The organism is Nonomuraea guangzhouensis, assembly GCF_019396345.1.
In the GTDB taxonomy this organism is placed as follows: domain Bacteria; phylum Actinomycetota; class Actinomycetes; order Streptosporangiales; family Streptosporangiaceae; genus Nonomuraea; species Nonomuraea guangzhouensis.
Genome location: NZ_JAHKRM010000019.1, coordinates 138,511 through 151,201 on the forward strand (window position 1 = coordinate 138,511; position 12,691 = coordinate 151,201).

Consider the following 12,691-nt stretch of genomic DNA (forward strand, 5'->3'; position numbering starts at 1 on the left):
TGACAGCGGCGCTGTCCCGGTGCCTCGGCCAGATCATGTGGTTTGGCTTCCGGGTGCGCGGAGGGTTCGGCGGACGGCGTCGCGGAGCCAGTGGTGGGCTCCGTCGGCTGTGTGCCGGGGGTGCCAGGCCATGCCGATGATCAATGGTGGCAGCGCCAGGGGGATGTCGAGGAGGTGCAGCCCGAGGGCGGTGGCGCCGTCGGTGAGAGGTGAGGGGGCGGCGCCGGGGGGTGCGGCAGGTACGAGGCAGACGATGTCGCTGCGGGTGGCGAGGGTCATTGCGGCCAGGTGGCTGGGGAGGACGACGCTGACCAGCCGGTGGAGGTTCTGCTCGGCCAGGGCGGTGTCGAGGGGGCCGGTGAACCGGCCGCGGCGACTGACCGCGACGTGCTGGGCGGCGGCGAGCCGGGCCGGGGTCAGGGGTCTTTCGGTGAGGGGGTGGCCTGGCCGGACGGCCGCCATCATGCGGAGGCTGACCAGTTCTTCGACCTGGGTCTCGGGGTCCACGTGGTCGATGGATCCGATCTCCAGGTCGATCCGGCCGTCGCGGAGGGCGGTTCCGGCCTCCAGTTCTTCGGCCCGGAGCCGGAAGGAGACCCCCGGCGCTTCCTGTTGAGCCAGTCGCAGCAGTCCGGGGGCCAGTGCCGCGCCGACCAGGTCGGCGGCTTGGAGGGTGAAGGTACTGCGCAGGCCGGCGGGGTCGACGCCTGCGCCGGGGCTGAGCAGTGCTCCGAGGCTGCGTACCACCGCGGCGGCTTCGTCGCGCAGGGACTGGGCGCGTGGCGTGGGGACCATGGCCTGTCCGGCCCGGACCAGGAGGGGGTCCTGGAGGATGCGACGGAGGCGGGCGAGGGTGCGGCTCATGGCGGCGGGCGAGGTGTGCAGGCGGGCGGCGGCGCGGGTGACGCTGTGCTCGGTCAGCAGGGCGTCCAGCGCAATGGCGAGATTGGCGTCGATGACCGGCTCTGGGCTGTTCACCAGCATTATTCCATTTCAGGCAATGATTGCGTGCTGAAGTTCCCATTGTGGCAACACGGCTGTCCTCCGCAGGATGAGGGTCGTACAGATCCGGCACGACCTGCGAGGTTTTCATGATCGTTATCACCGCTCCCACCGGGAACATCGGCCGTCACCTGCTCTCCAAGCTCCTGGAGTCCGCCCCCACCGCAGGGGAGGAACTGCGCGTGATCGTGCGCGACCCCGCCCGCCTTCCGGACGCGGCGCGCGGACGTGTCGGGGTGATCACCGGCTCGCACGCGGACGCCGAGGTCCTCGACCGGGCCTTCGAGGGTGCGGACGCCGTCTTCTGGCTCGTCCCCCCGGACGCCTCCCTGGCCCCGCACGACGCCTACAGCGGCTTCACCCGCCCGGCAGTGAAGGCGCTCGCCGTCCACGGTGTCGGCCATGTCGTCGGGGTCTCGGCGCTCGGCCGCGGTACCCCGGTCGCCGACCGCGCCGGCCTGGTCACCGCCTCCCTCGCCATGGACGACCTCATCGCCGGTACGGGTGTTGCCTACCGGGCCCTGGCCAGCCCGTCCTTCTTCGAGAACCTCCTGGAGGAGTCCGACTCGATCCGCGACAAGGGCGTCTTCACCGACACCGTCGACGCCGACCGCAAGGCCCCCCTCGTCGCTGTCGCCGACCTCGCGGCCGCCGCTGCCGACCTGCTGCTGGACCGCTCGTGGACCGGCACCGACAGTGTCCCGGTCCTCGGTCCGGAGGACCTGTCCCCCAACGACCGGGCCCGCATCATGACCGCACAGCTCGGCCGCCCCGTCCGCTACGAACGCCAGCCGCTCGACGAGCTGTACAGCACCCTCATCGGCTACGGCCTCAACGAGGCATTCGTCCAGGGCGTCGTCGACATGAAGCGAGCCAAGGACGAGGGCCTCGACGCCGGCGTCGCCCGTACCCCGGACACCGCCTCCCCCACCGGCTTCGAGCAGTGGTGCGCCCAGACCCTCAAGCCCGCCGTCCTCTCATGAGGGCCTACCACCCGTACCTTTGGAGGAGCTGTCCTGATGCCCGCTGAGAAAACCGAACCGCCGGTCACGGCGTTCATGCTCGTCAAGACCACACCCGAGTGGCTCGCCCTGACCGTCCAGGAACGTGTGGACGCCTTCACCACCCAGGTCCTGCCCGCGATCGAGGCGAAGACCAGCGGCGTCCGGTCACGCTTCTACGACACGGAGTTCTACTCCGCGCGCGTCACCGACGTCTGGGTGTGGGAAGCGGAAGACCACCACGCCTACCAGCTCCTCATCGACGCACTGCGCGAAACCCCGTTCTGGGACCGCTACTTCGAGGTCGTCGACCTCCTCGTCGGCACCGAGAACGGCTACGCCCGCACCTACGGCCTCGAACCCGTCGCCACCATCACCACCAGGTCTTAGGAATGTCAGTTCCGTTTGCTAACGTGCGGCACTCGCCGGTAGTGATCCTGTACGAGCTCTCCCGGCAGCTCTTCATCGTCTGATCAGAGAGGGCGTGGACCCGGTGGATGACGACGAGAAGAGCACGCTGCTGATGTTCCTGGAGGCGCAGCGTGCCAGCGTTCTCGCGATCGTGGACGGCCTCGACGTCGAAGCGTTGTCAACCGCGATCCTGCCCTCGGGATGGACGGTGCTGGGTCTCGTGGAGCATCTCGGTCACGCCGAGCGGCACTGGTTCCAGGAGATCGCCACCGGGTCCGCCGAGCCGCTGCCCTGGCCCGACGACCACACGCCATTGATCACACCGCGACCACCGTCTGTGGTCTTCGCGTTCTACCGCGACCAGTGCGAGCGGTCCAACGCCGTCCTCGCCGCGACCCCTCTGTCGACGCCCCCACAGGGACGACACCCAGGCCCGCTCGGAGACGAGGTCACCGACCTGCGACGGATCGTCCTGCACATGATCGAGGAGACCGCCCGCCATGCGGGACACCTCGACGTCGCGCGCGAACTGCTCGATGGAAAGACGGGGCTCGGGCCTCGGTAGCCGCTGGCCAGGAGGCTTGCGCAGGGTAACAAGCCTGTGACCAGGGCAGACTCACCCCTGTCGGGTCCTCTTGCGGGGAGGAGGCCACAGATGGACCAGAACAAGGTGACGGAGTTCCTGGGCAGGGCCGTGAGCGACCTGGGGGCGACCGACGCGGCGGGCTCCGTCGTGATCGGTCACCGGCTCGGCCTGTATCGCGCCCTCGCCAAGGGGCCCGCGACTCCCGAGGAGTTCGCCGAGCGCACCGGGTGCCACCCGCGTTACCTCACCGAATGGCTGCGTGGGCAGGCCGCCGGGGGGTACGTCGGCTACGACGCGGCGACAGGCCGGTTCTCGCTCTCCGAGGAGCAGGCGTACTGCCTGGCCGACCCGGCCGGCCCGAACATCCCGGCGGCGTACCTCATCGCGCTGGGCATGCTGCGCGCCGAGCCGCGCATCACCGAGGCGTTCCGCACGGGCGCCGGCTTCGGCTGGCACGAGCACGTGGAGGACGTCTTCGTCGGGTGCGACGCGTTCTACCGGCCGGCCTACGTGGCCGCGCTGGTGTCGAGCTGGCTCCCGGCGCTGGACGGGATCGAGGAGAAGCTGAAGGCGGGGACCGTGGTCGCGGACGTCGGCTGCGGCCTCGGGTCGTCCTCGATCCTCCTCGCGCAGTCGTACCCGCGTACCTCGGTCGTCGGCTCGGACTACCACGCCGAGTCCATCGAGCTGGCCCGCCGACATGCCGCCGAGGCCGGGGTGGCCGACCGGGTCGATTTCGAGGTGGCCGGCGCGCACACCTTCACCGGCACCGGCTACGACCTGGTGACGATGTTCGACTGCCTGCACGACATGGGCGACCCGCTGGGGGCCGCCCGGCGGGTGCGGGAAGCGCTGGCTCCGGAGGGCGCGTGGCTGCTGGTCGAGCCGTACGCCGCCGACGCGGTGGAGGACAACTTCACCCCCGTGGGGCGGCTGTACTACAGCGGCTCCACGTTCCTCTGCGTGCCCAACGCGCTGTCCCAGCCGGGCGGCTACGCGCTGGGCGCGCAGGCGGGCGAGGCGAGGATCCGCGAGCTGAGTCGTGAGGCGGGCTTCACCCGGTTCCGAAGGGCCGCGGAGACCCCGTTCAACCTCGTCTACGAGATCCGGCCGTAGGAGTCTCGGCCCGCCGTGGTGGTGCGGGCTACATGGTGGTCCCGCCTGAGACGTCCAGGCGGTGTCCGGTGATGTAGCGGCTGTCGTCGGAGGCCAGGAAGGCGACGGTGTCGGCCACGTCCTCCGCGGTGCCCAGCCGGCCGAGGGGCGTCTGCGACGACAGCCAGGCCAAGGCCTCGCCCACCAGGCGTCCTTGGTGCATGTCGGTGTCGATGACGCCGGGCGCCACGGTGTTGACCGTGATGCCGCGTGGCCCGAGCTGCTTGGCCAGGGCGGTGGTGAGAACGTCGAGTGCGGCCTTGGACATGGCGTAGTCGATCGCCCTGGGCATGGCCGCTCCGCGGGTCAGCATGGTGCCCACGGTGATGATCCGCCCGCCGTCGCGCAGCCGTGGCACGGCTTGCTGGGTGATGAAGAACGGGGCGGTGGTGTTGACCGCGAACAGGTGCTCGAAACCCTCTCGGGTGACCCCGTCGATCTCGGCCTGGTCGCCGAGGATTCCGGCGTTGTTGACCAGGATGTCCAGCCCATCGGCGTGGGCGTCGAAGCCAGCCCACAGGGCTTCGGCGTCGCCAGGCGTGCCCAGCTCGGCTTGGACGGCAAATGCCTGTCCGCCGGCCGCTTCGACAGTGGCGACGGTGTCCTTGGCGGCCGCGTGGTTGCTGCCGTAGTGCACCGCGACCCGGGCGCCTTCGCGGGCCAGCCGGGTGGCGATGGCGCGGCCGATGCCCCGGCTGGCGCCGGTCACCAACGCCGTCTTTCCGGTCAATCTCCTCATGATCCTGCCTTTCCGTTTTATGCGGTGTAGGGGGTGGTGGCTTTGGCGTCGCGCAAGATCCGCGCCCACCACGTCACTTGGTCCAGGAGGGTCTTGGCGGCTGTGGCGGGACCGACCGGGTCCTTCGGCTGCCCGTCGCCGTCGAAGCACTCCCAGGCGCCGTGGAAGCTGACGGTGTCCCGGGTGGTGACGGCGTGCAGCTCGGCGAAGACGGCACGCAGGTGCTCCACCGCGCGCAGCCCTCCGGAGAGGCCGCCGTAGGAGACGAACGCCACCGGCTTGGCGTGGAACTGCTGGTTGTGCCAGTCGATGGCGTTCTTCAGGGCGGCTGGGTAGCTGTGGTTGTACTCGGGGGTGACCACCACGACCGCGTCCGCGGCCGCCAGCCGCGGCGTCAGCTCGCCCAGGGCTTTCAGCACCGGCTCCGGCACGGACATTGACGGGGCCGCCGCCCCGATCGGCACGTCGGCCAGGTCGATCACGTCGACGTCGAGGTCCGGGCGCGCTGTGGACTGGCCGGCGAACCAGGTGGCCACGGTCGGGCCGAGGCGGCCGTCGCGGACGCTGCCGACGATGACGGCCAGCCGTAGCGGGTCATCGGTCATGGTGTTCTCCTTTCGCGGCGGCCTGTCGCAGGGCCGCCGGCAGTGTGGTCTCGGTTTGGGATCCGGTGAGCGGAGGCAGGTCTTCGATGAGGAAGACCGGCACGCCGGTGCTGCCGGGGCGGCGCGCTCGGGCCGAAGGACTGATCCAGGACGGCGAGCAGCGGTTGTCCCTCGGTGGAGGCGCCCGGGGCGAGCCCATGCGTCCTGCCTCAGGCGGCCGCGGTGGCGGGTTCGGCCGACGGGGTCCGGTCGCGCAACGGGACCTCGCGGATGAACCAGGCCAGCGCGAAGGCGAGGGCGCCCAACGCGGCCGCGCCGAGGGCCATGGCGTGGATGCCGCTGGAGACAGCGAGGTGGACCGCCTGCTGGGCGGAGGCCGGAAGCTGGGCGAGCGCGTCGGGGGTCAGCTGACGGGAGGCGATGTGGGTGCCGGTCGCCGCGCCGAGGCGGTCGATGAGGGTGTCCTGCAGCCGGGCGGTGTACAGGGCGCCGAGGGCGGCCACGCCCAGCGAGGCGCCCATGGTGTGCCAGAGGGTGACCGAGCCGCTGGCCGCCCCCATGTCGCGCGGCTCGGCGCTGTTGACGGTGATGATCGTGGTCGACTGCGTCAGCAGGCCCACGCCCATGCCGCCGATCAGGGTCAAAGCCGAGGCGAGTGCCAGGTTGGTGCCGGGCCCCAGGAACAGCAGTGCGAGCATCCCGGCGGCCACGGTGGCACCACCGAGGATCGGGTAGATCCGGTAGCGGCCGGTGCGGCTGATGAGCCGGCCGGTGCCGATCAGCACGGCGACCATGCCCAGCATCGAGGGCAGGATCAGCATCCCGCTGGCGATCGGTGAGGCGTTCTGCACCAGCTGCATGTACTGGGGCAGGAAGGTGGCCGCGACCACCATGCCGACGCCACCCAGGAAGCGGATGACCTGGGCGAGGGTGAAGTTGCGGTCGGCGAACAGCCGCAGCGGGACGATCGGTTCGGCCGCGCGCCGCTCCGCGAACACCAAGGCGACGAGCGCCACCAGCCCGATCAGAACCAGAGCGAGAATCGGCGCCGAAGCCCAGGCGTACTGGGTGCCGCCCCAGCTGGCGACCAGACTCAGCGCCACCAACGCCACCGTCAGCAGCAGGGCCCCCAGGTAGTCGATCCGCGCTCTGATCCGGCGCGGCTCCAGCCGTACGGCGCCGCCGATGAGCAGCAAGGCGACCGCCCCGATGGGGAGATTGACGAAGAACGTCCACCGCCAGCCCAGATGCTCGGCGAACAGGCCACCGAGCAACGGCCCGGCGATGAAGGCGATCGGCATCATCGTCCCGAACAGCCCCATCAGCCTGCCGCTGTGCCGGGGCGGCACCAGCTCGCCGATCAGCGCCAGAGCGCCGGTCATCAGGCCCCCCGCGCCCAGCCCCTGCACCATCCGGAAGCCGACGAGCTGGATCATGTCCTGCGCCACTCCGGACAGCCCTGATCCCAACAGGAAGACCACGATCGAGGCCATGTAGACCGCCTTGCGGCCATACAGGTCCCCCAATTTCCCCCAGATCGGCGTCGAGGCGGACATGCAGATCAAGTAGGCCGTGGCCACCCAGGAGAAGTACTCCAGGCCGCCGAGATCCCGCACGATCGTCAGCAGCGCGGGCCCGAGCATCATGCCGTCCAACGGGGCTGTGATCATGCCCAGCATCACGCCGATCACGCCGGTACGAAGCGATCGATCCACACGTTCCTCCATTTCGCGTACTGCGTACCCGAAATGGGACCATAGTCATTCAGGTACCATGTACGCAAATGAGGAGAGGGCGCAGGTGACCGACGAGGAACCGACCAGCATCTGGATGCAGCCTGAGCGGCAAGAACGCTCCGGGCCGGGACGGCGCCCCGGCTACAGCCGCGACCAGATCACCCGGACCGCCGTCCAGATCGCCGACGCGGAAGGAGTCGAAGCCGCGACCATGCGGCGGATCGCGTGCGAGCTGGGCACCGGTGCCATGTCGCTCTACCGCTACGTGCCCCGGCGCGACGACCTGTTCGACCTCATGATCGACCTCGCGATGAGTGAGATCGAGCTCCCCGACAGCCCGTCCGGCGACTGGCGATCCAGCCTGACGCTACTGGCCCGGCAGACCCGCGCCGTGAGCCTACGTCACCCCTGGCTCACCGCGCTGCTCACCAGCCGGCCGACACTGGGCCCCAACCTGCTGCGCGTACACGAGTTCGCGCTCGGCGCGCTCGACGGAATCGGGCTCGACATCGACGACATCACCGGCTTCGTCGGCATGCTCAACGACTATGTCCACAGCGCGATCCGCCGCGAGATCAGCTGGCTGGACGAGGCCCGCCGCACCGGCCTGGACCCCCAGCGCTGGAAGCGCGACTACATCGGACCGTACGTACGCCAAGTCGTCGGATCCGGCGCCTTCCCCCTGTTCAGCCGATCGGTGCTCGATTCCCGCACCGCCCACCTCGTCCCCGACGAGCGCTTCCAGCACGGGCTCGAACGCATCCTCGACGCCATCGCCGCGCTCATCACAGCGCTCCAGTCCCGTTGACCAGGAAGGCAGTTTCGTTTCAGGGCAACGCCGGAAAATCCGCGAGGGCCGACCGACTTGCGGCGAGATGTCGGGCGCACACTCGGGTCAACCTGGTATCCACTCGGCCGATCAGCTTTGGGAGCGGAGCCACCGGCATGAGCACGCACGCTGGGGCCCTCGGCCAGGCCGAACAGCCGCCGTCACCGAACCGTCGTCAAGATCGTCTTGTGGCGCCAAAATCCGGTTCGATCCTCCCCGGAGGCCCATCCTGTTCCACCGCGCAGTCCACCCCGTCGCCACCCACCGGTGGAGCACCCGGTGAAACCTTCTCCGGCGCGATCTGGCATAGCCGGCACACCACGGATCGGTTCAGGGTCGGAGATGGGAAAGCGCCCGTTCTGCGGACGCCCCCTTTGACCAATAGTACAGTTAGCGATATATATCGGATATGGCACTACGCGAACAGAGCTATCTCGTGCTCCTGGCCCTTTCCGAAGGCCCGCTTCACGGTTATGGCGTGATCAAAGCCGTGCGCGAGCTGTCGGAGGAGCGTGTACGCCTCGGCGCGGGCACTCTCTATGGAGCCCTCGACCGCCTGACCGAGGCAGGACTCGCCCGCGTGGTCAGCGAAGAGGTCGTGGACGGCCGGAACCGCCGATACTACGAGTTGACCGCTCAGGGCGCCGAACTCCTGACCGAGGAGACCGCCCGCCTGACCCGGCTCGCCGCCACCGCGCAACGCCGCCTCGGCGCACGGCTCCTGCCCGGGACGTGATCATGGATACCTACGAACGCCGCTGCCGGCTCCTCGCACGGGCCTACCCGCCCCGCTATCGGCAGACGCGCGGCGAGGAGTTGATCGGCACGCTGCTCGACCTGGCGGAGCCGGAGCAGACCAGGCCGACCCTGCGCGACTCGCTCGACGTCGTACGTGGCGGAATCGCACTGCGCCTGCGCGAGCGCCCGCCACTGTGGCGCTGGGCGCTGTACCGCCTGTTCCACAAGCGCCTTCCCTACCCCTACCGCTGGTGGGCACGCGACGACCTGCTCGGTTCGCGCTACCTGGCGCGGCAGTGCGCGACGTGGCTGCTCGCGACATCGCCCCTGTGGGCCTTCATCGGCCTCATGCCCATCGAATTGGTCCACACGGTAATCTTCGCGACGCTCAGCCGCATGCTCGGCTTTATCCCGCAGCGATCCCTACGCCTCTATCAGCTGAGGAGACATGGATTCGATCTAGGTTTGCAGCGCTACTCGCTGTAGGCGACCAACAGGCCGACGGCGCTGGCTTTGACGGCCTGCGTTGACTCGCCAAACAAGCTCGTCCACGACGGCCGCCGCCTGTTGCGTATCCGTGTATGTTCTGAACGACTTTGACTCGGAACCGTTCGCAGCAAGATGACTGGCTGCGGGACAATCACTGTCCCTTCCGCCAACTTCATCCGGAAGGGACAGTTGGTCGCCATGCGGGCCGGCTGGACGTCGCACGCGAGTTGCTCGATGGGAGATGGGCCTCGATAGCTTTTTCACCTCTGTTACCAGGCGCGACGGACCAGCCAATTCAGACGTCTCCGGCTCGAAGGCCGAATCGGCTCAAAAGTTAACCAGTCCTACCGCCGGGCAAGGCCGGGGTGCGCGAGGGGCGGAAGCCCCTCGCCCCGGGGGCGAAGCCCCCAATAAGCACGCCTGAGCGTCATTCGCGCGAAGCGCGCCCCCACCGCGAGGACCTCGCTTGTCGGGGATCGAAGGGGCGAAGCCCCTGGGAAACACGCCCGAATGCCACCCGCGCGGAGCGCGCCTCCTGGGAGACCCGCCCGACCGCCATGCGGTCAAGGATCAATTGCCTCAAGCAGGTCGCCCATAGTAGACGAGGGGTTGTTATTGGGAAACAAGCTCTGGTTTCGCGCGTGGCGGATGGCCAGCAAAGACGCGCGCTCCGACGCCGCATGCCGATGTTGTACGTATTGATCGGGGTCGATCCTCTTCCCGGAGCGCCCGTCGAGTTTACGACTCTTCCGTTCGGCTTCGCTGGTATTCATAAATGCCGTCTGATCTTCAAAATGAAGGATCAACCACAGCTCGAAACAAGGATTCGAGATGGCGAGGCGAATTCCGTGCTCATCCGCCAGCCGGATGGCTTGCTTGAGGTTCGGATGGTTCTTGGGCCACTCGACATCGAACACACACCAGCACTCATCGACTTCGTCATCACGGCTTCGCTCGACCGCTCGCTGCACCAGGATGAACGGAACTCCCTGTTCAGGGTGGATTTCGATGTTGATCGAGGTGTTGGCGCGAACATCCGGGAGCCGCTTCAGCCCATTGATGTAGTCGGGTTCCGAGGCTTCGCCTTCGCAGAACACAACAATGGTCTTGCGTTCTGGACGGTTGGCGGTCCTCCGCCTGAGATCCTTCGCCTTAGTTCTTCTTGGCGCCATCTCAGCTAGCCGATCAGCCCGAGAGCGCGGAGAATTTCCGCGCGGTCGACATCCGGGAGCGCGCCGAACCGCCCATGCAAATACGCCTTCTCCAGGTTCTGCGACTTTCTCACCCGCTCGCCGGCGAATTCGGCCAGTGCGCCGAGCCGGGTCGCTCCGTCCTCCGCCTTCTCCGTCAACCAGACCTCATCGCGGTTGAGGTGGTTGAGCAGACTCGTGTCGTGAGAAGTGAAGATCAGCTGTGCGCCCTTAGGGTTTGTCGCCGGATCGTGAAACAGCCGAATCAGCTGCATGGACAGCGTTGGATGCAGGCTCGCGTCCAGTTCGTCGAACAGCAGCAGCGAGCCGGACCTGAGCGCGGCCAACACCGGCCCGATGAGCTGGAACCAGGTGCGCGTGCCCTCCGACTCCTGCGCGAAGTCAAGCGGCACCCTCTCATGAGCCGCCCGGTGGACGAGGCGGACTGTGCGTTGTGTCCGCATGCGCGCCGACTCAGGACTGCCCTCCGGATAGGAGACCTCGGGCTCGTCGATCACCACGTCGTCGATGCCCATGTCGGCCAGCCGGAGCAAGGCCAACGCCTGAGTACGATCCGCCGGAGAAGGCCTGTCCAATTCCTCAAATCCCGGCAACGCGAACTGGTCACGATCGGAGAGCTCTTCGAACCACCGAAGGGTCGAGCGTGCCGGAGCGGAATTCACGGGACGCCGGCCACGCGACTTCAGCCCGAGCGTCTGCGCCGCGAGGAGGTCACGAGCAAAACCAGAGACAAGCGGCTCATCGAATCGCCGGGCGATCGACAGGGCAAGGGCGCGCGGCGTCAACAGTTCACGCGTGCCGGACAAGTTCCCGAGACCGCGCTGGAGCTTGAACTCGCCCCCTTCACGTTCGAAGATCCGTCGCCGCTTCTTCTCCGGGTAGTGGAACAGACCCTCGTAGCGGACCGCGCGCCGATCAAGTTCGACGATGTACTCGAATCGCACTCCCGATACGACGGACTCGATGGTGAACTCCGAAGGACGGGCCTCGCCACCGGCGAACGCGAACGGCTCGACGGGGATCTCGTCATCCCAGAAACGCAGCGAATCCCGGATGGCGGTCCGCAGCCAGGTCAGCGCAGCGATGACATTCGACTTGCCGGAGGCGTTCGGACCGAAGACGGCTGCGACGGGCAGCAGACTCTCGCCCAAGTTGGGCACCGGGCGCGCCTCCGCCCGATCTCGATCGACGGCAACCATCGACAATTCGACGGGATCGAGTAGTGAGCGAAAGTTCGCCACCTCGAACCGGATCAGCACATCGACCCCTCTTCCTGCATCTACGGAGCCATCATAGCCATGATTCCGTCGATTCCTCGCGAATATCGGCTTCTGCCTGCGTGTACGACGCGATCCGCGCTGTTTGATCAGAGAGGGCGTGGAACCGGTGGCTGACGACGAGAAGTGCACACCGCTGATGTTCCTGGAGGCATAGGGCGCCAGCGTTCTCGCAATCGTGGATGACCTCGACGCTGAGGCGTTGCCAACCGCGATCCTGCCCTCAGGATGGACCGTGCTGGGTCGCTTGGAACACCTCGGTTGCGCCGAGCCGCACTGGTTCCGGGAGATCGCCACCGAGTCCGCCGAGCCATTGCCCTGGCCCGACGACCACACGCCACTGACCACACCGCGACCGCCGCCTGTGGTCTTCGCGTTCTACCGCGCCCAGTGCGAGCGGTCCGACGCCGTCCTTGCCGCGAATCCTCTGTCGCCCCCCGCGGGGGCGTCACCCAGGTCCGCTCGGGAACGAGGTCATCGACCTGCGCCGGATCGTCCTGCACATGATCGAGGAGACCGCCCGCCATGCGGGCCACTTCGACGTCGTACGCGAACTGCTCAATGGGGAGACTGGGCTCGGGCCTCGATAGCTCTTTCGCCTCTGTTGCCGGGCAGGACGGACCAGCCAGTTCAAACGCCGATCGGCTGGAAGGCCGGACCGGCTCAGAAGTTAGCCAGGCCTTCCGCCGGACAAGGCCGGGGTGCGCGAGGGGCGGGAGCCCCTCGCCCCGGGGGGCGAAGCCTCCGAAGAAGCACGCCTGAGCGCCATTCGCGCGAAGCGCCCCACCGCGAAGCCCATGCCTGTAGGGGGTCGAAGGGGGCGGAGCCCCCTGGGCAGCACGCCCGAATGACATTCGCGCGAAGCGCGCCCCACCGGGAGGCCCACGCTTGTGGGCCCCCGGCGAGAAAGGC

14 protein-coding genes and 1 pseudogene are annotated in these 12,691 nt (G+C 68.2%); 9 read left to right on the forward strand and 6 right to left on the reverse strand.

Annotated elements, in window-relative coordinates:
• Nucleotides 1-33: 33 nt before the first annotated feature.
• The gene (locus KME78_RS35400; protein ID WP_308127253.1) at nucleotides 34-978 is read right to left on the reverse strand and encodes a LysR family transcriptional regulator; all 945 of its coding nucleotides are present in this window, start codon (nucleotides 976-978) and stop codon (nucleotides 34-36) included.
• 113 nt (nucleotides 979-1,091) lie between these two features.
• Between KME78_RS35400 and KME78_RS35405 the strand changes: the two genes are divergently transcribed.
• The 4 genes from KME78_RS35405 to KME78_RS35420 all read left to right on the forward strand — a co-directional run bounded on the left by KME78_RS35405 (nucleotide 1,092) and on the right by KME78_RS35420 (nucleotide 4,116).
• Nucleotides 1,092-1,985 (forward strand): NAD(P)H-binding protein, encoded by an 894-nt coding sequence (locus tag KME78_RS35405; protein ID WP_219533794.1) that lies wholly within the window; start codon nucleotides 1,092-1,094, stop codon nucleotides 1,983-1,985.
• 36 nt (nucleotides 1,986-2,021) lie between these two features.
• Complete coding sequence (locus KME78_RS35410; protein ID WP_219533795.1) at nucleotides 2,022-2,393, forward strand: darcynin family protein; 372 nt, start codon at nucleotides 2,022-2,024, stop codon at nucleotides 2,391-2,393.
• Nucleotides 2,394-2,487: 94 nt separating this feature from the next.
• Nucleotides 2,488-2,979, forward strand: a complete 492-nt coding sequence (locus tag KME78_RS35415) for a DinB family protein (RefSeq protein ID WP_219533796.1) — start codon at nucleotides 2,488-2,490, stop codon at nucleotides 2,977-2,979.
• A 90-nt stretch (nucleotides 2,980-3,069) separates the two neighbouring features.
• Nucleotides 3,070-4,116 (forward strand): class I SAM-dependent methyltransferase, encoded by a 1,047-nt coding sequence (locus tag KME78_RS35420; protein ID WP_219533797.1) that lies wholly within the window; start codon nucleotides 3,070-3,072, stop codon nucleotides 4,114-4,116.
• A gap of 28 nt (nucleotides 4,117-4,144) precedes the next feature.
• Here the strand turns inward: KME78_RS35420 and KME78_RS35425 are convergent, their stop codons facing one another.
• The 3 genes from KME78_RS35425 to KME78_RS35435 form a co-directional block, all read right to left on the reverse strand.
• Nucleotides 4,145-4,894 (reverse strand): SDR family oxidoreductase, encoded by a 750-nt coding sequence (locus tag KME78_RS35425; RefSeq protein ID WP_219533798.1) that lies wholly within the window; start codon nucleotides 4,892-4,894, stop codon nucleotides 4,145-4,147.
• A 17-nt stretch (nucleotides 4,895-4,911) separates the two neighbouring features.
• A complete protein-coding gene (locus tag KME78_RS35430) occupies nucleotides 4,912-5,499 on the reverse strand; it encodes an NADPH-dependent FMN reductase (RefSeq protein WP_219533799.1) in 588 nt (195 codons plus the stop codon).
• 209 nt (nucleotides 5,500-5,708) lie between these two features.
• Complete coding sequence (locus tag KME78_RS35435; protein ID WP_308127254.1) at nucleotides 5,709-7,214, reverse strand: MDR family MFS transporter; 1,506 nt, start codon at nucleotides 7,212-7,214, stop codon at nucleotides 5,709-5,711.
• An 85-nt stretch (nucleotides 7,215-7,299) separates the two neighbouring features.
• Between KME78_RS35435 and KME78_RS35440 the strand changes: the two genes are divergently transcribed.
• The 3 genes from KME78_RS35440 (at nucleotide 7,300) to KME78_RS35450 (ending at nucleotide 9,288) form a co-directional block, all read left to right on the forward strand.
• Nucleotides 7,300-8,043 (forward strand): TetR/AcrR family transcriptional regulator, encoded by a 744-nt coding sequence (locus KME78_RS35440; protein WP_308127255.1) that lies wholly within the window; start codon nucleotides 7,300-7,302, stop codon nucleotides 8,041-8,043.
• A 430-nt stretch (nucleotides 8,044-8,473) separates the two neighbouring features.
• A complete protein-coding gene (locus tag KME78_RS35445; RefSeq protein WP_219533802.1) occupies nucleotides 8,474-8,800 on the forward strand; it encodes a PadR family transcriptional regulator in 327 nt (108 codons plus the stop codon).
• Nucleotides 8,801-8,802: 2 nt separating this feature from the next.
• Nucleotides 8,803-9,288, forward strand: coding sequence for a hypothetical protein (locus KME78_RS35450; RefSeq protein WP_219533803.1), 486 nt, complete (start codon nucleotides 8,803-8,805; stop codon nucleotides 9,286-9,288).
• Between the two features lie 566 nt (nucleotides 9,289-9,854).
• On the opposite strand, the gene KME78_RS35455 is transcribed toward KME78_RS35450, so the two are convergent.
• Both KME78_RS35455 and KME78_RS35460 read right to left on the reverse strand, forming a co-directional pair.
• Nucleotides 9,855-10,463: an RloB family protein gene (locus KME78_RS35455; RefSeq protein WP_219533804.1), complete on the reverse strand. Its 609-nt coding sequence runs from the start codon at nucleotides 10,461-10,463 to the stop codon at nucleotides 9,855-9,857.
• 5 nt (nucleotides 10,464-10,468) lie between these two features.
• Complete coding sequence (locus KME78_RS35460; protein WP_219533805.1) at nucleotides 10,469-11,761, reverse strand: AAA family ATPase; 1,293 nt, start codon at nucleotides 11,759-11,761, stop codon at nucleotides 10,469-10,471.
• A 193-nt stretch (nucleotides 11,762-11,954) separates the two neighbouring features.
• Between KME78_RS35460 and KME78_RS68170 the strand changes: the two are divergent.
• Both KME78_RS68170 and KME78_RS68175 read left to right on the forward strand, forming a co-directional pair.
• Nucleotides 11,955-12,215 (forward strand): annotated as a pseudogene (locus KME78_RS68170) (mycothiol transferase); the annotation flags it as partial.
• Complete coding sequence (locus tag KME78_RS68175; protein ID WP_372455006.1) at nucleotides 12,193-12,369, forward strand: mycothiol transferase; 177 nt, start codon at nucleotides 12,193-12,195, stop codon at nucleotides 12,367-12,369. The pseudogene KME78_RS68170 and the gene KME78_RS68175, both read left to right, overlap by 23 nt.
• Nucleotides 12,370-12,691: the final 322 nt, after the last annotated feature.